Below are 22,339 nucleotides of genomic sequence, written 5' to 3' on the forward strand. Positions count from 1 at the left end.
GATGCTTCAGATCCTGTTCGACGCACTCTCGCTTGGTTCGCTCTACGCGCTCGGGGCGCTCGGCATTGCCCTCATCTTCGGCGTCATGCGGCTCGTGAACTTCGCGCATGGCGACGTCATCGCCTTCTGCGTCTTCGCCCTGTTATGGCCGTCTACGGACGCAATGGCCATCGTCTTCGCCGGCCAATTGCCGTGGTACCTGCTGGTGCCATTCGTGCTCCTTTGCGGGGCCGGGCTGTCGGTGCTGTGCGAAATCGTCGTCTTCAGGCGGTTCCGTCAGGCAAATCCGGCAACCATGATGATCGCCTCCTTCGCGCTCGGTTTCGTCATTCGCTACTTCCTGCTCATGCTTTTCTCCAGTCGGCCGAAATCGATCTCGCTGCTGCCCGAACTGTCCCAGCCGGTGGAGATCCTTGGTGCCAGGCTTCCCCTCCTCCAGCTCATAACGATCGTAGCCACGATGGTCATCCTGATCGGCCTGACACTGTTCCTGCGTCAAACCCGCTTCGGCCTGGAGATGCGGGCGGCGGCCGAGAACTTCTCGATGGCCCGAATGCTGGGTGTGCGTGCGAACCGGGTTATCATGGGCGCGTTCGCCCTCTCCGGCGCGTTGGCCGCCGCCATTGCACTGATCTTTGGCGCCCAGACAGGCACGCTGGACATCCAGATGGGCGCCTCGATCATGTTGATGGCCTTCATCGCCACCGTCATTGGCGGCCTCGGCAGCCTCGGGGGAGCCGTGCTCGCCGGCTTCCTGCTGGGTGCCGCCTCGGTGATCATGCAAGTCATGCTGCCCATCGACGCCCGGCCATTCCGCGATGCCTTTGTCTATGGAGCGGTCATCCTCGTCCTCCTCTTCCGCCCACAGGGGCTTATTGCCGCGCGCGGCACCAAGGAAAGGATCTGATTTCATGGGTGTCGCCGCCTCCCTCACCGACTCTCCCGCTGCCGGTGCCCCGGCTGCCGAGCGAAAGCCCGCCCGCTTCGCGCTTGCCCGCCGCACAATCCTGACACCGGTCCTGCTTTCTCTGCTGCTGCTGGCCATCGCGCTGATCACGGTGATGACCGGATCGCGGCCCTTCAACCAGACGGTGATCGACGTGTTCGTCCGTGTCATCCTCGTCGTGGGCCTATACATCTTCATCGGAAATTCGGGCGTTCTCAGCTTCGGGCATATCGGCTTCACCTGCCTTGGCGCCTACGCGGCCGCGTGGCTCACCATCAATCCGATGATGAAACGCGGTTCGCTGCCGGGACTGCCCGAATGGCTGCTGGCGACCCGATTGCCGTACTGGCAATCGGCTATGCTGGCAGCATTGTTCGCCGCCCTCGCCGCTCTCATCTTCGGGCGGGTGCTGATGCGATTATCGGGCATCGCGGCTTCGATCGCGACCTTCGCGATGCTCGCCATGATCAACACAATTTATTCCAACTGGGAGAGCGTGACCGGAGCGACCTCATCGGTCGTCGGCATTCCGATCGTACGCGTGATCTGGCCGTATCTCATCGGCGCCGTGGTCGCGATCTTCATCGCCTGGGCGCACGCGATCTCCCGGTCCGGCCTGGCCCTTCGTGCTGCCCGCGACGAGCCCACCGCCGCCGCGGCTTCCGGTATCGACATTCCCAGGGAAAGATTGGTGGCATTCGTCATATCAGGCGCGGTGATGGGGCTGGGCGGTGCGCTCATGGCTCATTCCATCGGCGTGGTCACACCCGACACATTCTATCTCGGTCTCACCTTCATCACCCTTTCCATGCTCGTTGTCGGCGGCATGGGCAGCCTGTCGGGGGGTGTGGTGGGTGTCGTCCTGCTGTCCGCCCTCATCCAGGCGCTGCGCTGGCTGGAGGCAGGCGTATCGCTCGGCGAGTCCACTTTCGCCCTCCCGAAAGGGGTTCAGGAAATAGCCCTCGGCGTCATCATGATCGTGATCCTCGCGCTTCGCCCATCCGGACTCATGGGCAACCGCGAGATCACCTTACCCCGCAGCAGTCGCAACAAGTGACCGGCGGCACAAGCCCGACCGGGAAACAAAAAGGAGACGTGCATGACATACAAAATGAGAATTGTCGCAACCGCTCTGGCCTCGATGTCCATCGCATACCCGGCCCTGGCCGATGACAAGACCATCGTCATCGGCTTCGCCACTGCGGAGTCGGGCTTCATGGAAGCCTATGACAAGCCTGCGCAGGAGGCGGCCTTGATCCGCATCGACGAGATCAATGCGGCTGGCGGTCTGCTTGGAAAGCAGATCAAGGTCGTCAAGGCCGACACCAAGTCCGACCGGGCCGAAGGCGCCAAGGCGGGCCTCTCCGTGCTCGACCAGGGCGCGGATCTCGTGGTCGTCTCGTGCGACTACGACTTCGGATCGCCGGCTGCGCTCGCGGCCGAGGACGCGGGCCGTATCTCCTTCTTCCTGTGCGCGGAATCCGTCAAGGCCGGTATCCAGGGTGTCGGCCCGCACAGCTTCTCCGCGTCGGTGCTGGCGCCCGTGCAGGGCGCGACCATGGCCGAGTGGGCATTCAAGGAAAAAGGCGCAAAGGACTTCTACCGTCTGCTCGATACCTGGACGGCCTACAACAAGGGCATCTGCGACGGCTTCGACTGGATGATGCCGAAGCTCGAAGCCCAAGGCGCGAAGCTTGTCGGTGAAGACACCTTCAAGAACGAGGACGCCTCCATCGCCGCGCAGATCACCCGCATCAAGTCTCTGCCGAAGGAGCCGGATGCGATCATGCTTTGCACAATGATGCCGGGCGCTGTCTCGGCCATCAAGCAGCTTCGTGCCGCGGGCATCAACTCCATGATCCTGAATGGCTCGGGCGTCGACGGTAGCTATTGGCTATCCGCTGTGCCCGATCTGACGAACTTCTACGTCCCCGTTCAGGGATCGATCTATGGCGACGATCCCAATCCGGAAGTGCTGAAGTTCAATGCCACCTACAAGGCGAAGACAGGCGCCGATCCCTCGAGCCAGTATGTCTTTCCGGGTTACGTCATGGTCGACGTCTGGGCCAAGGCGGTGGAGCGTGCAGGCACGACCGATGCCGACGCCGTCGTCGCGGAACTGGAGAAGATGAAGAACGAGCCGACGCTGTTCGGGCCTCGTACCTTCACGCCGGAACTGCATCACCAGAACCAGACGCGGTACCTGATCGTCGAGACCAAGGCCGGCAAGCCGGGTGTTGTAGGCAACTGGACGATTTCCGAGCCGGTACCGATGGAAGCCTTGCTCAAGTAAGAAGATGGGCCGGGTAAGCCCGGCCCTTTCATGTTTTGAGGATCTTGCCTTTAGACAAAAAACGAGGGCGGCCCGCTTGGACCGCCCTCGTTGCCCGATGAATTCAGATTTTCGCTACCCTCGCGCTTTGCGGTAGGAATCCTTGAGCGCTATGAGCTCCCCCGAGAAAGCGAAGATATCGCAGCCGTCGACTTCGATTTGCTGCCCCGCTGCCGTGGTGCCGACGAAGCGCCATGATGAAAGCCCGGTGTCGCCCGTCACGACGTGCCGTCCTCTGGTCCACGCGGCCTTCGGGAAAGCATCGAACAGCGCTGCATAGGCGGCGCGCACGGCGTCACGCCCCATATGCTTGCGCCCTTCGGCATCGGGTCCAGCCGAGCCGTGGAAAGCGCAATTCTCAGCCATGCAGTCCATCAGCGCGCCCACGTCGCGGGCGTTCCAGGCTGCGAGGAACCGGTCGAGCACGGCGAGCCGCCTGGCTGCGAGGTCGCCGGCCTCAACGACCTCGACCTCCAGAAAGGCCAGCGGCGCATCGCCGGCATTGATGACGTTATGGGCCACACCCGTCCGCCGCGAATAGGGCACCCCTTGGGTGAGAGCGGCTTGCGCCTGCGCGCCGTCCGGACCTTCGAGACCGAGCTTGCCGTCCGTAAGCGGCACGATGACGTAGTCATGTCCGTGGATGTGCCAGCCGGTCTCGGCCCCGGTGGCAAAGCGCCATTCGGTGACCCGAAAGCGTTCGTCGTCGATATGGACGACCGGTTCGGCTTTCATGCGGGTCATTCGAGTCCCTCCTTGGCAACCGCACCGGTCAGGCGCTCAAGCGTCCGGCCCATGCGCGTCATGATTTCTTTCACATCGTCTTCTGTCGAGATCATCGGCGGGCAGAGCGCGAGCTGATCGCCGATGGCGCGGAAGATGAGGCCTTCCTCGTGGCCGATCCCTGCTGCGATACCCCCTGCGCGCCCAACCTTGGCGAAGGGGCGTTTCGTCGCCTTGTCTGCCACCAGCTCAACGGCGCCGATAAGACCGGTGCCCCGCGCTTCGCCGACAAGCGGGTGATCGGCAAATGAGCGGATGCCGGCCTGGAACGACGTCTCGAGGCGGGCCGCGTTTCCGATCAGGTCCCGCTCCTCGAAGATGGCCAGGTTTTCGAGACCCACTGCCGTCGCGACCGGATGACCTGACGCCGTGAAGCCGTGGCCGAAATTGCCGATCGTGGCGGTGTTGTCGGCGATCGCCTGATAGATCGCATCGGAGAAAATGACGGCGGCAAGCGGCATATAAGACGACGTGATTTGCTTGGAGACCGTCATGATATCAGGCGTGAAGCCGTATTTCTGAGCGCCGAAGGGCGTACCAAGCCGCCCGAAACCACAGATCACCTCGTCCGCTATCAGAATGATATCATTTGCCCGGCAGATTTTCTCCACGCCTTCCCAGTACCCGACCGGCGGTGGCAGAACGCCGCCGGCTGCCATGAGCGGCTCTCCTATGAAGGCTGCGATGGTGTCAGCCCCTTCTTCGGCGATCACCGCTTCCAGCTCGGCGAGCAGGCGCGCCGTGAAGGCGGCTTCGTCTTCGCCTGCCATGCCGAAGCGATAGAAGTGCGGGCAGGTCAGGTGGCGAACGGGAATGGCCGGCAGATCGAAGTCCCGATGGTTGACCGGCAAGCCTGTCAGGCTGCCGGAGGCGACGGTGATGCCGTGATAGCCCTTGGTCCGTGCCAGGAATTTCTTCTTTTTTGGCCGGCCCAGCGCGTTGTTCATGAACCACATCATCTTGACGATGGTGTCGTTGGCTTCCGAGCCCGACGACGTGAAGAAGACACGCGTCAGGTTTTCCGGCGTCATCTCCACGAGTTTCTCCGCGAGCCGGATGGATGGCTCATGCGCCTTGGAGGAGAAGGTGTGGTAGTAGGGCAGCTTCAGCATTTGCTGATAGGCAGCGTCGGCCAACCGCTTTTCCGAAAAGCCGACGCCCACCGACCAGAGCCCGGCCAGCCCTTCGATGTATTCCTTGCCGCGTTCGTCATACACACGGATGCCGTCGCCGCGGCTGATGATCAGCGGCCCGGTTTCTTCGTGCTGACGCAGGTTGGTGTAGGGGTGGATGGTGGCGGCGATGTCGGCGGCGGCGAGAGAGTTGGAAAGCGCATCCATGGAAGTCCTCAGCGGCTTGGAGAAATGGTTCGGGCAGTGAGTTCGAGATAGTCCTCGAGTTCCTTGCGTGGAGCTTTCACGATTCGGGAGAATGAATCATGGCAGGCCGTTGGAATGAGTGTCGATGATCCGCCGCATCAGCGCGGCGACGTCGCGCGCATTCGGCGGATCGGAGTGGATGCAGACGGTGTCGAAGTCGACCGGGCGGATCGTGCCGTCTGTCGTGACGAGTTCGCGTCGGGTAAGCGCCCCCATCATGCGGTGCTCGGCAAGCGTCAGGTCGATGGCCGACTGGACGCGCGGGATGATCAGGCTGCCGCCGGGAGCGTAGGCAAGATCGGGAAAGAACTCGCCCACGAAGGCAACGCCGAGTTCGGCTGCCGCCGTCTCGTGACAGGTTCCCGCCATGCCGAAGAGAGGGACGCCGAACGGCTTGACCGCCGCGGCAATTGCCCGGGCAGTGTCGACGTCGTGCGCGGCCATGCCGTAAATGATGCCATGCGGCTTGACATGGCTGAGTTGCCCGCCCTCGGCGGCCAGCATCCCTGTCAGAGCACCGATTTGATAGAGGAAGGCAGCTGTCAGTTCCTCCGGCTGAAGTCTCATTTCGCGCCGGCCGAACCCCTCACGATCGGGAAGGGAGGGATGCGCGCCGACCCGCTTGCCATGCGAAAGGGCGAGCCGCACGGTCTTCAGCATCGTCCATGGATCGGAGGCGTGGAAGCCGCAGGCGATGTTGGCGCAATCGATATGAGGCATGATGCCGGCATCGTCACCGAAGCGCCAGTTGCCGTAGCTTTCGCCCATGTCGCAGTTCAGGGTGACCATGGTTTACTTGCCTCAGCCCAGAGTGTTCAACGCCCAGCCGGGGGCGATGTGCGGGAATTCCGGCGGTGGTTCGCGCTCATGCAGCAGTCGAAGCACGCGCGGCGGCGTCAGTGGCAGCTGCCGCACCGGCTTGCCGATGGCGCGTGCCACAGCGCAGCCGATCGCCGCGCCCACCGCCAGGATCGGGACCTCGCCCGCACCCTTGGTGCCTAGAGGCCCCATCGACGGCGCGCCCTCGTAAAGGTCGGCGGCGACCGGAACCACATCCTGCGCCAGCGGCAGGCGATAAGTCTCGAAATCGTCCTGCGCGATGCATCCGTCGGCGGTGAGCGTCACCTCCTCGTGCAACGCATAGCCGAGCCCCTGTACCACGCCGCCCTGTATCTGGCCCAGGATGGCGCGCGGGTTGAGCGCGCGGCCGACATCTTGAACTACGCGATAGGCCAGCACCTCGACATGGCCGGTGTCCGGATCAACCGCCACCTCGGCCTCGTGAACGACGAAGACGGGAATGTCGAGCGCATCGATGAAATGCCCCATCGCGCAGCCGGACATTGCCGGAGTGTTCCTGGCGGCAAAGGCCCCGCTTCCGGTGATCGGGCCAGTGGTTGCCTGTGCATGGGCGACGACAGCGGGGATCGACATGCCGGAACCGGGACGTCCCGTGATCTCGACACGACCGTCCCGCAGCACCAGGTCTTCCGGTCGGGTCTGGAGCATCTCGCCGGCGGTCCGCAGCAGCTTCTCCCGCACTTCCGCGCAGGCGGCGATGCTCGCGGCACCAATGGACACGGTGGTGCGCCCACCGCCAACGCCGACATCGAGACCGGCGGCATCCGTATCGGCTTCGCGCACGATCACCTGGTCGGGAGCAAGCCCGAGCTGCCCAGCCACGATCTGCGGCAGGGATTGCACCATCGTGCCGGATCCGATCTCCACACCCGAGGTGACCAGCGTTGCGCTGCCGTCGGCGTTCAAATTCACCGTCGCCGCCGAAGGCCCGACGAAAACGAACCATGTGCCGACCGTGGTCGCAATTCCATAGAGCCTGCCGTCGGCCTCGGCCTCTGATGTACCGGTGCTGGCGCGCAGTGTCTCCATGCGATCGAGCATCGGACCCAGCACGTCGGCCTCGAAAACCTGCCCCGTGGCACCGAGATCGCCATCTCCCAGGACATTTTTCTTCCGGAACTCCATTGGGTCGAAGCCTAGCGCATCGCAGATTTCGTCGGTGTGTCGCTCCAACGCGAAGGTGTTGTAGACGCCGTTGCAAGCTCGGAAAGCGCCGTTGGGTGGTGTGTTGGTGTATACGGCGCGGCTGACGAGCCGCGTTGCGCCAACCCTGTAATTGCCGCCCAGCGTGTGCGCCGTCATCGTTGTCAGGAAAACCTGTTCGCCGCCATACGCGCCGCAGTCCATCAGCACGACCGCCTCGCGTCCGGCGATGTATCCTTCGGCAGTGACAGCGGACCGGATGCGGATTTCCGCATTCTCGCGGCAGAGGCAAGTTGCCATCTCTTCCTGCCGGGTGTTTTCCAGGACCACCGTGCGCCCGGTCATCCGCGCCAGAAGTGCCGTGATCGGCTCGATGGACGCATCGAATTTCAGGCCGAACCCGCCTCCGACAGGCGGCACGGTGACCCGCACACGCCCGGGCGCAAGCTGCATGACCCTTCCGGTGACGTTGCGAACTGTCCAAGGCACCTGCGTCGAGGTCTGGATGTGAGCCCGGCCGTCCTCCCAGGAGCCGATGGCAACGCGCGGTTCGAAAGGCACATGGCTCTGCCGGCCGACGGTAAAGCTGCTCTCGACTATGCGTATGTCGGGACGGGCGAAGGCCGCATCGACGTCGCCGCGGCTGGATTTTGCCTCCCATGCGATGTTGCCGGCACGTGCGCCGCCCTCGGTGATCACCTCATAGCCGCGCCAGCCCTCGTGGACGAGACGGGCTGCGGGCTGGAGCGCTTCGGCCATGGTGGACACCGGTGCCAGCGGCTCGATCTCAAGCACGATGGCGGCAAGCGCCGCCCGCGCCTGCTTCTCCGTTTCGGCGGCAACGACGGCGATTGGCTCGCCATGATAGCGGATGGTGTCGATGGCCAGGAGCGGATGGTCGGCAATGCCGATGCCGTAGCGGCCTGGCGCGTCGGCGCCGGTCGCCACCGCGCGCACGCCAGGACAGCGAAGTGCCGCCGAAAGGTCGAGCTTGCGGATACGCCCCGCGGAAACGGTCGACCGCAGCAGCACGGCATGCAACATGTCGGGGCGAACCCGGTCGTTGGTGTATTTCGTCCGCCCGCGCAGCTTGTCTTGCGCATCGCGGCGGGAAAGATTCATCACCGTGGCGGACAGCTCAGACATGGAGGCCTCCCACCGGCTGGCCAGCCTTCCGCGCTTGGTCAAGGCAGTCGGCCACGGCGTCGACGATCCGCTCATATCCGGTGCAGCGGCAGATGTTGCCGACCATCGCGGCCTTGATGTCGGGACGGCTCGCATGCGGATTGTTACGCACGAACGCCGAAAGGCCCATAACCATTCCTGGAAAACACATGCCGCATTGCACGGCATCGGCGGCCTCTAGATTGGCCTGGAGCGGATGCAGCGCCTGGTTTCCGGAACTCAATCCCTCGATGGTCGTGACCGCGCACCCCTGGACCAGGCCAATCGGCTTCAGGCAGGACGGCACCGCTTCGTCGTCGACATGCACCGTGCAGGCGCCGCAGAAGCCTTCGCGGCACACGGCTTTGGTCCCCGTCAGGAATCGTTCCCGCCGCAAGATGTCGACGAGCGGCGTCATCGGATCGCCGTGAAAGCTGCAGTCCTCGCCATTCAGCTGGAATGTCACAACCATGCCAGGCCCTCGGTCTTGAGAAGTGCGGCAACACCGCGCTTGACCAGCGGCGGAAGAACCTGGCGCCGGTACCAACCCTCCGCTTCCCTGCCGTCGCGGCCCTGAAAATCATTGTGCTCCAGTGCAAGCCCGGCAGCGCGCTCCGGATCGAGCGCGGAGGCCTGGCTTGCCCTCATCGCCTGTTCGAGCGCCGTCCAGCGCCGCGCTACCGGCTCCACCGAGCCGACGGCGATGCGACATCGTTTGTCCTTGTCCACCGCAAGCGAGACGACGGCGACCGGATAGTCGCCAGCCTTCCGAAGCGGCAGGCGGATATGCGCGCTTGCGACAAGGTCGCGGCGCAGATGAATTCTCGTCACAATCGCCTCTGCCAGCAGCGCATGCCTGTCTTTGAGGAAATCCGAAATACCGATGAGTTTTGGGCCTTCGAACGTCTCCAGCTCCACCGTCGCCTCACAGACGAGAAGCGCAGGGGCGAGATCGGCGGCGGCAAAGTCGAGGGCACAAATGTTGCCGCCCACGGTGGCGACCCTTCGGATACCGGGATTGGCCGCGTTCTCCGCCGCGGCAACCAGACCTTCGAAGCCCGCTGCCCCATGCAACGCGCGGCCAAGGACTGCGTGGGTAACAGTTGCACCTATCACGACATGGTCCGAGTCGATTTCGACCTTGGACAAGGCCGGTATTCGGTCGAGTGCGACCACAGCGTCGGGAAGGTCGACCCCGCGTTGGGGATGACGCATCATCCAGGTGCCGCCTGCAAGCACCACCGCGCCCTGCCGGCGTGCGGCCATTGCCTCTTCAAGTGTGCTGGCCGCGGTGAACGATCGTCCCACGCCTGGTGCCATCTGTCATACCCCTCGGAGCAGCCAACCTTCGCGGCGCTGCGACATTGTTGCTCCAGCTTTAGGTTCCTGTGAAATAGTAATTCTTTGAATATGGTATCGAAAAAACAGATAACTCTGGCATCCCGCGAGCGCCCGCAAGATTGCGGCGCGCTCGCTGGCGCTCAGACCCAGTGGGTGACGGTCCGTTTCTCAAAACTCTCCCGGAACTGGGCGGTGGTTTTGGGAAGTAGTTCGCCGGTCTCCCAGTCGAGGATCACGGCATAGTGCCGAACCGCATCGAGCGTATCGATCTCGCCGGAGCGGTATTTGCGCGCGACCTCCTCGGGATCCATGCGTGCCCAGCCCTTCCGTTTCGCCCGGATGTCGGTACGGCAGGCTTCGGTCGCCGTCTCGTCGATTTCGTACTGGCACAGGTCGCGGTCGATTTCGCGGATCACCACACCGTAGTCAGTCCTGGCACGCTCCAGGGAAACGTAGTCGTCGATCACGTCCTCCATCACCTTGCGGGGCTCGCGCTGCAGTGGATCGCCGAAACCACCGCCGCCGGCCGTCGGACGAGCGAACTGGTCGCCTGTGTGGACGGAGTAATCGGAGAATACGGAGCCGAGCCAGATCTCGGTCTCTTCTCCGGCGCGCTTCATGGTCAAGCCGTGGGGCATCGACGGCAGGCCTCCTTCGACACCCCAGACGACAGCACGCTCGCGGTCGCAAATATAGGACATGACGGCATTTTCAGCCTCAAGCAGCAATGAGGTCTTCTGCACGCCGACGCCGCCCCGCCACTTGCCGGGCCCGGCTGAATCCTGCTTGATCTGGAACTCGAGCGTCCGAGTGGGATTGACCCGCTCGTTGCCTTCGTTCGGCTGCGACATCAGCCCGGTTCCGAAGCAGGCGGTGGTGACATCGGCACCATCCTTGCCGCTGCGCCCGCCCCAGCCGCCAGGCAGCCATTCGTAGAACATGAAGATCGGCTTTTCGGGTTTGCGCGCATCCCGTCCCCCGGCCAGCAGATATTCGAGGTTGAAGGCGCAGGCGATAGCGCGTTCGGGCATGATCTTCGACCACATCTCGAAGATCGCGTTCATGATTTTTTCAAACGGCATCAGGAACCCGGTCACCGCCACCGGCCATTCCGCGCTGACGATGCTGTTCTTCGGCGCGGTCACCTCGATCATCCGGTAAAACCCGCTGTTGAGCGGGAGGTCCGGAAAGAAGGTTTTCATGCCGGCGACCACGGCCGAGAAGGTCGCGCCCGGTGCGGAATTGTACATCGAGGCAATGGTCGAGTGGCTTCCCGTAAAATCGTAGTGGATCGTGTCGCCCTTGATCGTCATCTTGATGCGGATCGGGATCATGCCCTCGCCGGCACCGAGATCCCGGTCGATGTAGTCGACCGTCTCCCAGGTGCCGTCGGGCAGCTCCGCCAGACGCTTTCGCACGGCACGTTCGACGTAGTCCTGAACCTCCTCCATACCGCGCATGACCTGGCCGCGTCCGTACTTCTTGACCAGCCGCAGCAGTTCGCGCTCGGCCGCCTGCGTCGCTTGCGCCTGGGAATGGATGTCGCCAATGATCGATGCGGGATCGCGCGTGTTGGCCGCGATCATGTTGGCGACGTCGGAGCAGAAGCGGCCGCGCTGGAAAAGGCGCAGCGGCGTTATCCGCAGCCCTTCGCGGAACATGTCACGGGCGGTGACGTCGAAGGAGCCCGGCACCGAGCCGCCGAGATCCGACCAGTGTCCGTTCGACTGTGAGAAGCCGATCAGTTTGTCTTCATCGAAGATCGGCCGGACGAGCCGAACGTCGCTGAAATGCGTACCGCCGGCATAAGGATCGTTGATTGCGTAGACGTCGCCGGGTGCCATGTCGCCTTCGAAGACCCGGATCACCTCCTTGCAGGTGTTGTGCAGTGTGCCGACATGGACCGCGATGTCGTAGTTGCCCTGGGCGACGGAGTTGCCATCGGCGTCGTGCAGGGCGTTCGAAAAGTCTCGGTTGTAGATGACGAAGGAATAGCAGGTGCGAAGCATCTGTTCGGCCATCTGGTCGACGGTGGTGATGAAGGAGTTCTTCAGCACCTCGAACGTTACCGGATCTAGGCCAGGGCCCGTTTCAATCAGCTTTGTCATGTCTCAGCCTTTCGTCACGATGAGAATGTTCAGGAAGCCGTCGACGGTCGCGCTCATTCCCGGCGGAACCACGGTGGTGGAATCGAACTGTTCGACGATGGCGGGTCCCGCAAAGGCAGCGCCGGCGCTGAGTTGATCGCGTTCATAGACAGCCGCGTCATGAGATACGCCGTCGAACCAGACGCCGCGGCGGCCGAGCGGCTCGGGCACATGAGGCAAGACTTCGTGTCGCGGTATCTCGGCTTTCGGGACGATGCCGATCGCCTTGACCGCGATGCGGAAGATCGACACCGGCGCCTCTTCGCGGCGGTAGTTGAACTCGCGTTCGTGTTCGTTGTGGAATGCCTCGATCAGCGGGCAGATGCTCTCGATCCGCGCCGGGGCTGACACCGCGAGCGAGCGCCATTGGCCCTGGTACATCATCTCGACCGTGCGCTGCAGCGCCATGTCTTCCTGCGCCACGCCCTCATGGCCCAGACGCTCAACCGCCTGTTTTTCCATCAGAACGAAGGCTGCCTGCATCTCGGCGGGCGAGACAGTCGAAGCATCGGCCATGAAGCTTTCGGAGAAATCGTGCTGCACGTCGACGAGAAGGCAACCGAGCGCGGAGGTGACGCCGGGATTGGGCGGTACGATCACGGTTGGAATCGAAAGCTCCTTGGCCACGGCCGCTCCGTGCAAAGCGCCAGCACCGCCGAATGCGACCAGCGCAAAGTCGCGCGGGTCGTAGCCTCGGCTGATGGAGAGAAGCCGGACGGCATTGCCCATATTGGCGTTGGCGACGGCGATGATCGCCTCGGCCGCCTGGTGGAGCTCCATGCCGAAGGGTTCCGCCACCGTCTCCTGAACCGCCTCGGCGGCCAGAGCGGCGTCGAGCGTGATCTTGCCGCCCGCAAGGCTGGTGCCGAGACGGCCGAGCACCACATTGGCATCGGTGTTGGTGGCAATGAGGTTGCCATTCTTGTAGCAGGCCGGACCTGGAAAGGCGCCAGCGGACTGCGGCCCGTTGCGCAAGCTGCCGCCCTCGTCCTGCCATGCCAACGACCCGCCGCCCGCACCGATGGTCAATACCTCGATGGAGGGGAAGCGGATCGGATATCCGAATTCGATGTACCAGTCCTTTGTGATGCGCGACTCCCCGTTCCAGGCCAGCGAGACGTCGGTGCTGGTACCGCCCATGTCGAAGCCGATCGAGTTCGGGAAGCCACAGAGATTTCCGATGAAGCGGCTTGCGATGGCGCCGGCGGCGATGCCGGATCCCGCGAGCCGGGCTGAGAAATCCTTGACGCTCGCGGGCGTCATGACCCCGCCACCGCTGTGCAGCAACAGGAGATCTCGCTTGTATCCGGCGTCGGCAAGCCTTTCTCCGAGACGCGACACGTAGTCGACGACGACCGGGGCGCAGACGGCGTTCGCCATGGTGGTGGAAAAACGTTCGTGCTCGAAGATTTCCGGCATCACCTCCGAGGAGATCGAGACCGGCAGATCCGGCATTGCCTCCTTCAGGATCTCACGCATGCGGCGCTCGTTGGCGCCGTTGACATAGGAGTTCATGAAGCAGACGGCGATGGACTTGACCTGCCGTTTCTTGAGAATCTCCGCGACACGGCGCGCGGCCTCTTCGTCCAACGCTTCCAGGATCGTGCCCTCGGCACTGACCCGTTCCCGGACGGTCAGCCGGTCGCGGCGCGGGATATAGGGCTTGGCGACATCTTTGTAGGTGTCCCAGAGATCTTCCTTGTTGGCGCGACGGATCTCTACAACGTCACGAAAACCCTCGCTGCAGACCATTGCGGTGCGCGGCAGACGGCGGGTGATCAGCGCATTGGTGGCGACCGTCGTACCATGAGAGAACATCGTTACCTCCGAAAGATCGATGCGCCCCTGCTCCACGCCATTCATGATGGCCTGCATGGGATCGTCAGGCGTGGAGGCGGTTTTTTCGATGCGGATCGCTCCGCTGTCTTCGTCCATGATGCAGATGTCGGTGAAAGTCCCTCCGACATCGACGGCAACTCTGATTCGGCTCATGACAGTTCCTTCGCAAGGTCTTGCGGGCAAAGCCCCGCCTTCGTCGCCCCTTGCCGGGGAGACGTTGCATGAATGGTGGAATTGGCCCGGATTTCGTCGGGACTAGTGGCGCTCTCGCGAGGCCGAAGAGCCGCCCGCCCGGTTCGCTGCTTCGCGACGGGTATCCGTCGGTGCGCAGCCGAACCGCGTCCGGTAGTGCTTGCAGAACTGGGACTGGTCGGCGAAGCCCCAGCGGTAAGCGATCTCGGCTACGCTGCTGATGTTGGTCACCGACATCAGCTCCTCGGCGCAAAGTTCAAGCCGGGCGTCGCGGATGAAGCCGTTGATCGACTGGTTGCTGTCCTGAAAAAGGACCTGCAGGTAACGCAGGGAGATGCCGCAGGCATCAGCCACCGCCTGCGGGCCGAGGTCGGAATTCTTCAGGTTGTCGCGAATATACTGCTCGGCACGATGCAAATGGCCGGCCCGGATCGACGAGATGCTGCTGTCCAGCACGCGATCGTCGCTCACGATCGACAGGCACAGCATTTCCAGGATGTGCCTGCCCATCATCTCACGAGCGACTTCAGTAATCTCATCGAGATGGCCGATCGTGGTTCGCACCGTGTCGAGGAAGAGCGCGGCAATGCCTTGGGTCGCGTCGAAACTGAGCGCACTGAGCCGTTCGGCGGATCCGATCCGTGCCCGAACGCTCGATGATGGTACCTTGAGGACCCACAGCGCGTTTGGCTTGCCGTGCCAGAATTCGTAAGGCGCATCTCCCCGCTCGACGAGAAAGCCCCCCGGCCTGCAATTGACGGTTCTCGACCCTTGCGAGAAATTCACCTCCGACATCTCCGGGATCGTGATGAGCAGGCTGGCGTCACGCTCGTTGAGGAAGTGGCGGCGGTGGCGACGATAGCTTACGGCATCGCAGCGCATTTTAGACACGCTGACGAGCCCAAGCGAGAAGGTTTCCAGCGTGCCTGAAAATTCGCGACGGTTCCGATACTCGGTGTCGAGCGGAAAATAGGCTTCGGTAACAGCGGCTTGCCAGGCATCACCGCCTGCGGGACCGCCGATCGTATCGACGACGTATTTCATTCCCCGACCTTTCTGGTTGACCCGGTTGTCCCGGTGTTGTTCCGAAGATTACAGGAATTCACCGGCGCGTATTGGTCAAAAACGAATAAACTTATGTGGTCGGTTGGCCCAGGACCGGAGCTCGCGACGGTTGCAGTTGTCGTCACGATCAGTGTGCAGCTGATCAAACCAGCCTTGGCGCGCAAACCGCCAGCCGACTTGGAACCATGCATTCTGTTCGCACACTCATTCAGGAAAAGTTGTCGGCTTCCAGATGTGGGCGGAAATGATGTCCTGCAGTTCCGTGCGCACCGCACGGAAGAGTGGCAGCAGCGTGTAGCGGCGGGAAGCGACAATGTCCGCCTCGTCCTCAATCGAGAGCACCGTCGATCTCGGTTCCTTCGGACCAGTCGATAGATCGGCGACCGAAGCTCGCCTCTTCCACTTCGCAACCGTCTTCTGGTTGATCCCGCTTGGCCAGCCCCCTCAGGCTCTCTTGACTATGCTGTATCGCTCGACGGACCGCCTCTGTCGTTTTGGCGCTCCCATGCAGAACTTGGCCCATAGCGCATCCTTTGATTCGGGAGACAAGAATGCTCCATAAAGCCCGGGATCAAACATCTAGGATGATCAGATCCAGCACCAAAGAAACAGAGGGGCTGTCGGCAGGGAACATGCAGACCATGAGCGACTGGTTGTCGGCTTGTCTCCGACTGCTCTGCGTCAGAATCACCTCAAAAGCGAAGTCGCTTGGCTAATCCGTCATTTCTGGCGAAAGGCGGAGTGGAACGACACAACCAGCGGGCCCAGAATGTAGTCGAGCGCGGTGCGTTCCTCGGTGACGATCATGACTGACGCTGGCATGCCCGGATAAAGCGCAATCTGTGGGGCTGCTGCCAATTCCACCGGATCGACCGCTACGTCGGCAAGATAGTAGGGAAACCCGGTCTTGCTGTCGGTAATGCGATCCGCCGAAATGCGGGTGACGCGGCCATGAATTATGGGTATTGAGCGCTGCTTGTAGGATGTAAAACGAACTTCGGCAGCCATATCGGGTCGCAGGTTCGATATGTCCTCGACGCGAATCTGGGCCTGGACGATCAGCGAATTTTCGGTCGGCACGATATCGAGGATGGTCTGGCCCGGCGAAACGATAGCGCCTATCGAGAAGACGCTGAGATCCATCACCTGGCCGTCATACGGCGCGCGCACCTCGGCTCGGTCCATGGCAGCCTGGGCGGCAAACATCTTGGGCACGAGGTCGGAAAGGCTCGATTGCGTATCGATCAGCATGGCCGACAGCTTGGCTCGGCGCTCATTTGTCAATTGTGCGATCTGGCTTTCGAGTTCGGCTTTGCTCTGTTGGCTGCCGCCGATCGCGCCGAGGTTCTCATCGATCAGGCCCTGCAGATCCGAGGCGGATCTTTCCAGCTCCAGGATGCGTGGGCGGGTCGTCAATCCGGCCTTGAGCAGCTTCGACAGGCTGGCCTTCTCGTTGATCGTCGATTGCAACTGGGCATGGTAAGATTCGACCCGAGACTGCTTGCCCTGGATCTGCTCCTCGAGTTCGGCAATGCGCCGCTCGAGGATCTGCCTGGCGCCGGCCATCGAGGCGCGTTGGCTTTCCAGATCGGCGATCTGGTTTGCCATTGCATCCCTAAGGTAGTCTTCGTGCTCTTTGAGAATGTCCTTGGGAAAGGCAACAACCTCGCTGCCGTCCAGTTCGGCTCGGATCCTGGCATCGGTTGCGCGCAACAGCGCATATTGCTGGGCATAAAGATTGAACTCGGACCGAATCCTGGTGTCGTCCAGCTTCAGCATTATGTCGCCCTTCCTGACGACGTCGCCATCCTTGACGCGGATCTCCTTCACCGTACCGCCGTCGAAGTGCTGTACGCTTTTGCGATTGCCATCCACCTTGACGATGGCGTCGGCAAGCACGGCGCCGTTCAGCGGGGCAAAGGCCGCCCAGCCGCCAAAGATGCCAAAGAAAGCAACGATGATCAGCAGACCTATATAGGCCGGCACCCGGATCGAATCCGGGGCCAGAATACCGGCGTCGCCAGGCAGGCTCCGGTAGGTAAGGGCGCCGTCGCTCATCGCTCTCTCCAAACACGGCTCATTGCGTTGCCACCGCCATTGGAGCCGCGCGCTGGTTGAGGAGCGCCACGATCTCGTTTCTCATGCCAAAGGCCTCGACGGCGCCATCGCGCAACAGGAGGATCTTGTCGACATTCGCCAGGGTCGAGGGCCGGTGAGAGACGATGATCACCGTACTGCCGCGGCGCTTGAGTTCGATCGCGCAGTCGCTCAGCGCGCGGTCGCCATCGGCATCGAGATTGGAGCTGGGCTCGTCGAGAATGATCAGGTTCGGCGTTCCGAACACTGCGCGGGCAAGAGCAATCCGTTGGCGATATCCTCCCGACAGCACTGCGCCACCTTCGCCGATCTGGGTCTCATAGCCCTGCGGCAGGCGGATGATCATCTCATGCACGCCGGCGAGCCGCGCGGCCTCGATGACCTCCTGGTCGACATTGGTCTTGAAGCGGCCGATGTTGGCGGCGACGGTATCGGAGAAGAGTTCTATATCCTGCGGCAGATAGCCGATGTGGTCGCCGAGCGCGTCGTGTCCCCATTGCGACAGGTCGGCGCCGTCCAGCCTGACGGTACCACGGCTGGGTTGCATGACGCCCGCGAGATGACGCGCCAGCGTCGACTTGCCGGCGCCGGAAGGGCCGACGATTCCCAGCGTCTCGCCTGCTTCCAGCCGGAACGATACGTCCCGCAGAAGCACTTTCTGCTGGCTGGCGATTGCAAAGCTGACCTGCTCAACCGAAATCTTGCCGGTGGGCTTGGGCAGGTTGAACGATCTTTCGCTCTGCGCGCCCCCGTCGACCAGCTTCTCGACCCTTGCCAACGCCGCCCGCCCCAGGATCAGGCTGCGCCAAAGGCCGACGATCTGCTCGACCGGCTGCAGCCCCCGGCCCAGCAAGAGGCTCGCGGCGAACATGGTGCCGCCGGTGATCTGCCGCTCGATCACCAGATAGGCGCCGAGGCCGAGGATCAGCGACTGCATGGTGAGCCGCAGGAAACGGATCAGGCCCGACATCAGTGCGGCGCGATCGCTTGCCTCCGCCTGACGCCGCAGCGCCAAATTGCGGTCGCGTCCCCAGCGGCGGATGAGGCCGTCGATCATCCCCATGGCGCGAACGACTTCGGCGTTTCTGAGGCTCATCTCGGTGAAATTATAGTTGGTCGTCGCCAGGTCGTTGGCCTGCTTCAGCGGCGAACGCACGATATATTCGTTTAGCACCGCCATGGCGACCAGGAGCAGCGAGCAGCCCAGCGCGAAGAAGCCGAGCCAGGGATGCAGCAGGAAGATGATGCCGATGTAGATGGGCGACCATGGCAGGTCGAACAAAGCGTGGATGCCGCTGCCGGTGATGACCTGCCTGAACGTGTCGAAGTCTCGGATGGGCTGGCTCGGCGACGAGCCGGGCGATGGGGTCTCGACCGACGCGGCCAGGACTTTTGCCGACAGCAGCCGGTCGAGCCGCGCACTGGCACGCGTCAGGATGGAGGCGCGCACCAGGTCGAGGCCGGCCAGCGAAAGAAAGGCCGCCAGCAACACCAGGGTCAGCATCACCAGCGTGGTTTCGCTGCCGCTGGTAACGACCCTGTCGTAGATCTGCAGCATGTAGAGTGGGGACGCGAGATAGAGCAGATTGATGGCCAGGCTGAACGCCGCCGCTACCAGGAAATAGCGGCGGCAGGCCCGAAGCGCATCCTTCACAATTCGAGATTTGCTATCCACGTCCAGAACCCCACTCGATACGCATCAGGCCAGGTGGGCCGCCGCTGGCGGCGGCCTTTTGGTTCACACCACGAAGTCGCTTGAAATTGCTCCATTGCCAACGCCCGTCAGCGTGAATTCCGCCGGATTGTACGAAACGGCGGTATGGCCTTGGCCGTCATCGGCAAGCTTGAAGCCGTTCGCATCGTAGCTGCCGACCAGATGCAGCGCGGTACCGTGGGTGCCGTCCGAAACGGTCAGCGTTCCGCCGCTGCCATCCTGGTTTGCCTGGTAGACGGCCGTCGTTCCCGCGCCGAACAGGATGTCCTCGAGCTCAAGCCTGTCGTCATTGGTGATGCCGCCGATCCGCCCGCTGAAATCGAAGGAATCGTCGAGCTGCAGCGTGCCGGCCGCATCGTGCGCGAAGGTGACATCCGTCGACGAGGCGCTGCCGAACTCAAGCTTCGACAGGTTGCCGATCGTGGCATCGCCGTCGCCGGTGACCTGGCCATGGATGACTATGTCGCCGCCATTGGCCAACAGCATGCCGGAATTCGCCAGCCCGCCGGTGATCGTCAGTCCACCTGAACCGGTCGCCTCCAATGTTCCGGAGTTGGTGACGACGCTGCCCCCCGTATCGATGACCAGCGCATTCGCGCCGGAGGCGATAATGGTGCCCTGGTTGTCGAGGCTCAGCATCCCGCCGCCCAACTGGCCGGCGCCCGATATCGTGTTGTCGACATTGACCAGAGTGACGTCCGGCCCCGTGCCGGAGATCACGTTGGCGGCGCTGTCGGACAACAGTATCTGCCCGCCGCCCTGCAGGGTCACGCCATGCTGGATGATTTGCAGCAGCGTTTCACCGCCGGTCGAGTCCAGCGAGATGAGGCCGCTATTGTTGATCATGCCGCTCAGCGGCAGCAAGGCGCCGTCGCCGATCGTCATGGTGCCGGCATTGTTGACCACCGGCGTCTGGTCGAAGACGAAATTGCCTGCCGTCAGCGCGCCCGAGTGCACGCCATCCAGCGTGATCGACTGCCCATCGCCCAGCGTGATCACCGCGTTGCCGTGGGCATCGTCGGCGATATGGGTCTGCAGGTCGGCAAAGTCCGCCAGTCCGTTGTAGCCGATAAGGTCGATCTGGTCGGCCGCGGCGTCGAAATTGTGCACCGTGTCGGCACCGATCGGCTGCGAGAAGACGAAGAGGTCGTTGCCGCTGGACCCGGTCAGGTAGTCGTTTCCAGACAAAGCAAAGATGGGCGAACCCTTGGCATAGATTTCCACGTTGTCCGCGATGGTCATGGTCCCGGTGGTCCCGTCCTCGTTACTCCAGGTCCCGGTCACGTTGAGCACGTGTGCACCGGTATAGGTGACCGGCGTCGTGACGGTCAGGGCGGAAACATTCGTGGTTGTTGCGGTCCAAGAGCCGTCCGCGTTGCGGGTGCCCCCATCGATCGTCCATCCGTCGGGGACGTCACTAATCGTGAGCGTAATCGCGCCATCGTGGCCGGCTGGATCGGTAAGTCCCAAGTTCACAGCCTCTCCGGCAATGCCGGCGGGCGCTGTGACACCGATGGATTGGACAATGGTACTGCTGCCTGTCGTAGCGACCACAAAGAAGGTGTGGGCTCCGGTGTTGTTGCCCAGGTTGGTCTTAGCCCCGCTCCAGGTGCCATCGCCATTCAGCGTCACGGCAACTGCGTGGGTCGGATTGTCGACGTCCCAGTACGCGCGTATCGTCACACCGGTATTATAGTGCCCGGAAAGAGTGAAATTGCCGCTTTGCCCGTTTTCCTTCGTCGCTGCGTCAAAGGTAAAGCCCTCGAATACCGTGTCGTTGCCTCCGGAGCCTGTGTTCAGAGCTGCATCCGTATAGCTTCCCGAGCTCACTGAAACGGTCGCGTTTCCGACAAAAGTCGAAGATGCGGTGAACGTTGCGACATAGGTTTTGCCGGTTGGATCTGTGGCGTCTATGGTCGGCCCGCTGGTGATCGAGCCGCTGCCTGACGTCACAATGATGTCGGCCGCCGTGAAACCGGTAGGGACTTCGCTGAAGACAAACTTTACCTGTGATGTCCCGCCTGCCGGCAGGTCTGGGGCGATGATGTCGACCGAAACGGTCGGCGCCTTGGTATCGTAGGCCTGGGTGGCATTGACAGTGCCGGTCCCCGAATTGCCCGCCGTATCGGTGATGCCAACCTGGTTCACTGTTACACTGATCGTGCCGGCATCGACGTTGGCCGTCGGGGTCACGGTCAGGTTATATACGTTGCTGGTGCCGACTTGCGTCAGCGCACCGACCGTGCCGCCCGTTACCGTCACGTCCGCAATGGTCAGCGTGCTGCCAACGCTCTCGCTGGTGGTGAAGGTGTAGAGGACACTGCCACCGGCAATGTTGGCCGTCGCCGCCGGCTCGTCGTCGGTGATGATAACCGTCGGCGCCTTGGTGTCGTAAGCTTGCGTCGCCTGGATCGCCACCGTGTTGCCGTTGCTGGCTGCATCGTTGGCCGCGCCTGCCGCCACATCTACGGTGATGATACCGGCCTGCGTATTCGCGGTTGGGATCACATCCAAGGTGTAAACCGTGCTGCTCACCGCGGTGAACGTACCCTTGGTACCGCCTCCCACAACGATATCCGATGTAACAAATCCGGTGACAGGCTCGCTGAAGGTGAAGGTGTAGAGGACATTGCCACCGGCAATGTTGGCCGTCGCCGCCGGCTCGTCGTCGGTAATCGTCACGGTCGGCGCAGTTGCGTCGATGATCTGCGCCGTCGCCGTGCCAGTGCCGACCACCAGGTGTTCAAAGTTGCCGCCCAAGGTGCCGGTGATGGTCGCGGACAGGCTTGATGCGTTGGGGGTTGCGATCACCAGTGTGCCAACGGTCTGGCCGTTAGCGATGGTGATGTCGCCATGGTCGGTGTGGACCGTGGTGACGCCTTGCGAGGCGTTGCTCAACGTCGCCGTGAAGGTGACGTTGGTATCGTGATCCGTAACGTTCGACGTGCTGAGATTGACCGTCGCGTCGGTGGTGGTGTCGGTGACGTTGGCCGTCGCCGTGCCGGTGCCGATCACCAGGTGCTCGAAGTTGCCGCCCGCGGTGGCGGTGATGTTGGCGGTCAGGCTCGATGCGTCGTTGTAGACGTCCTCGCCATTGCCCGAGGCGATCGTCAGCGTGCCGGTGGTCTGGCCATCGGCGATGGTGATGTCGCCCTTGTCGGTGGTGATCGTGGTGACGCCATGCGAGGCGTCCGACAGCGTCGCCGTGAACACGTAGTTGGCGACCGCGCCCTCGGCGACCGTCGAGGCGCTCAGGTTGACCGTCGCGTCGGTGGTGGTGTCGGTGACGTTGGCCGTCGCCGTGCCGGTGCCGATCACCAGGTGCTCGAAGTTGCC

The 22,339-nt window shown here is 62.7% G+C and carries 15 protein-coding genes and 1 pseudogene; 3 read left to right on the top strand and 13 right to left on the bottom strand.

The features are described from left to right. Position 1: 1 nt before the first annotated feature. Genes LB519_RS11460 through LB519_RS11470 form a run of 3 tightly spaced genes read left to right on the top strand, consistent with a single transcriptional unit; the run spans position 2 to position 3,239 of the window. Positions 2-907: a branched-chain amino acid ABC transporter permease gene (locus LB519_RS11460; RefSeq protein WP_084016124.1), complete on the top strand. Its 906-nt coding sequence runs from the start codon at positions 2-4 to the stop codon at positions 905-907. Positions 908-911: 4 nt separating this feature from the next. After that, entirely contained in the window at positions 912-2,003 is a 1,092-nt protein-coding gene (locus tag LB519_RS11465; protein WP_224620023.1) for a branched-chain amino acid ABC transporter permease, read from the top strand. A 42-nt stretch (positions 2,004-2,045) separates the two neighbouring features. Continuing rightward, a complete protein-coding gene (locus LB519_RS11470) occupies positions 2,046-3,239 on the top strand; it encodes an ABC transporter substrate-binding protein (RefSeq protein WP_013533160.1) in 1,194 nt (397 codons plus the stop codon). Positions 3,240-3,353: 114 nt separating this feature from the next. Here the strand turns inward: LB519_RS11470 and LB519_RS31305 are convergent, their stop codons facing one another. From LB519_RS31305 to LB519_RS11540, 13 genes and pseudogenes are all read right to left on the bottom strand, one after another. After that, positions 3,354-4,022: a nuclear transport factor 2 family protein gene (locus LB519_RS31305; protein WP_013533161.1), complete on the bottom strand. Its 669-nt coding sequence runs from the start codon at positions 4,020-4,022 to the stop codon at positions 3,354-3,356. Beyond that, entirely contained in the window at positions 4,019-5,401 is a 1,383-nt protein-coding gene (locus LB519_RS11485; RefSeq protein WP_224620025.1) for an aspartate aminotransferase family protein, read from the bottom strand. The genes LB519_RS31305 and LB519_RS11485 overlap by 4 nt, the downstream gene beginning before the upstream one ends. A 96-nt stretch (positions 5,402-5,497) precedes the next feature. Beyond that, the gene (locus LB519_RS11490; RefSeq protein ID WP_027163996.1) at positions 5,498-6,229 is read right to left on the bottom strand and encodes a LamB/YcsF family protein; all 732 of its coding nucleotides are present in this window, start codon (positions 6,227-6,229) and stop codon (positions 5,498-5,500) included. A gap of 12 nt (positions 6,230-6,241) precedes the next feature. Beyond that, a complete protein-coding gene (locus LB519_RS11495) occupies positions 6,242-8,590 on the bottom strand; it encodes a xanthine dehydrogenase family protein molybdopterin-binding subunit (RefSeq protein ID WP_224620026.1) in 2,349 nt (782 codons plus the stop codon). Further along, positions 8,583-9,080, bottom strand: coding sequence for a (2Fe-2S)-binding protein (locus tag LB519_RS11500; protein ID WP_224620028.1), 498 nt, complete (start codon positions 9,078-9,080; stop codon positions 8,583-8,585). Before LB519_RS11500 ends, LB519_RS11495 begins: the two co-directional genes overlap by 8 nt. Then, positions 9,071-9,928 carry an FAD binding domain-containing protein gene (locus tag LB519_RS11505; RefSeq protein WP_224620031.1) on the bottom strand — a complete coding sequence of 286 codons (858 nt, stop codon included), beginning with the start codon at positions 9,926-9,928 and terminating at the stop codon, positions 9,071-9,073. The genes LB519_RS11500 and LB519_RS11505 overlap by 10 nt, the downstream gene beginning before the upstream one ends. Before the next feature lie 161 nt (positions 9,929-10,089). Then, the gene (locus LB519_RS11510; RefSeq protein WP_224620033.1) at positions 10,090-12,057 is read right to left on the bottom strand and encodes a hydantoinase B/oxoprolinase family protein; all 1,968 of its coding nucleotides are present in this window, start codon (positions 12,055-12,057) and stop codon (positions 10,090-10,092) included. A 3-nt stretch (positions 12,058-12,060) separates the two neighbouring features. Further along, a complete protein-coding gene (locus LB519_RS11515; protein WP_224620035.1) occupies positions 12,061-14,088 on the bottom strand; it encodes a hydantoinase/oxoprolinase family protein in 2,028 nt (675 codons plus the stop codon). Positions 14,089-14,190: 102 nt separating this feature from the next. Continuing rightward, on the bottom strand, positions 14,191-15,171 hold the full coding sequence (locus tag LB519_RS11520) for a helix-turn-helix domain-containing protein (RefSeq protein ID WP_013533169.1): 981 nt from the start codon (positions 15,169-15,171) through the stop codon (positions 14,191-14,193). 300 nt (positions 15,172-15,471) lie between these two features. Then, a pseudogene (locus tag LB519_RS11525) lies at positions 15,472-15,715 on the bottom strand (IS481 family transposase); the annotation flags it as partial. Positions 15,716-15,912: 197 nt separating this feature from the next. Then, positions 15,913-17,250, bottom strand: coding sequence for an HlyD family type I secretion periplasmic adaptor subunit (locus tag LB519_RS11530; RefSeq protein WP_063171488.1), 1,338 nt, complete (start codon positions 17,248-17,250; stop codon positions 15,913-15,915). Positions 17,251-17,269: 19 nt separating this feature from the next. Continuing rightward, complete coding sequence (locus tag LB519_RS11535) at positions 17,270-18,964, bottom strand: type I secretion system permease/ATPase (RefSeq protein ID WP_013533172.1); 1,695 nt, start codon at positions 18,962-18,964, stop codon at positions 17,270-17,272. A gap of 63 nt (positions 18,965-19,027) precedes the next feature. After that, on the bottom strand, positions 19,028-22,339 hold a 3,312-nt coding region (locus LB519_RS11540), incomplete at its 5' end, for a beta strand repeat-containing protein (RefSeq protein WP_181172680.1).

The organism is Mesorhizobium sp. AD1-1, assembly GCF_020164655.1.
Taxonomy (GTDB): Bacteria; Pseudomonadota; Alphaproteobacteria; order Rhizobiales; family Rhizobiaceae; genus Mesorhizobium; species Mesorhizobium ciceri.

Bases quoted from the DNA above. Each gene is read 5' to 3' on its own strand.
- LB519_RS31305 (WP_013533161.1), bottom strand. From the start codon at position 4,022: ATGACCCGCATGAAAGCCGAACCGGTCGTCCATATCGACGACGAACGC.
- LB519_RS11520 (WP_013533169.1), bottom strand. From the start codon at position 15,171: ATGAAATACGTCGTCGATACGATCGGCGGTCCCGCAGGCGGTGATGCC.
- LB519_RS11465 (WP_224620023.1), top strand. From the start codon at position 912: ATGGGTGTCGCCGCCTCCCTCACCGACTCTCCCGCTGCCGGTGCCCCG.
- LB519_RS11515 (WP_224620035.1), bottom strand. From the start codon at position 14,088: ATGAGCCGAATCAGAGTTGCCGTCGATGTCGGAGGGACTTTCACCGAC.
- LB519_RS11500 (WP_224620028.1), bottom strand. From the start codon at position 9,080: ATGGTTGTGACATTCCAGCTGAATGGCGAGGACTGCAGCTTTCACGGC.
- LB519_RS11530 (WP_063171488.1), bottom strand. From the start codon at position 17,250: ATGAGCGACGGCGCCCTTACCTACCGGAGCCTGCCTGGCGACGCCGGT.
- LB519_RS11470 (WP_013533160.1), top strand. From the start codon at position 2,046: ATGACATACAAAATGAGAATTGTCGCAACCGCTCTGGCCTCGATGTCC.
- LB519_RS11485 (WP_224620025.1), bottom strand. From the start codon at position 5,401: ATGGATGCGCTTTCCAACTCTCTCGCCGCCGCCGACATCGCCGCCACC.
- LB519_RS11460 (WP_084016124.1), top strand. From the start codon at position 2: ATGCTTCAGATCCTGTTCGACGCACTCTCGCTTGGTTCGCTCTACGCG.
- LB519_RS11495 (WP_224620026.1), bottom strand. From the start codon at position 8,590: ATGTCTGAGCTGTCCGCCACGGTGATGAATCTTTCCCGCCGCGATGCG.
- LB519_RS11505 (WP_224620031.1), bottom strand. From the start codon at position 9,928: ATGGCACCAGGCGTGGGACGATCGTTCACCGCGGCCAGCACACTTGAA.
- LB519_RS11490 (WP_027163996.1), bottom strand. From the start codon at position 6,229: ATGGTCACCCTGAACTGCGACATGGGCGAAAGCTACGGCAACTGGCGC.
- LB519_RS11510 (WP_224620033.1), bottom strand. From the start codon at position 12,057: ATGACAAAGCTGATTGAAACGGGCCCTGGCCTAGATCCGGTAACGTTC.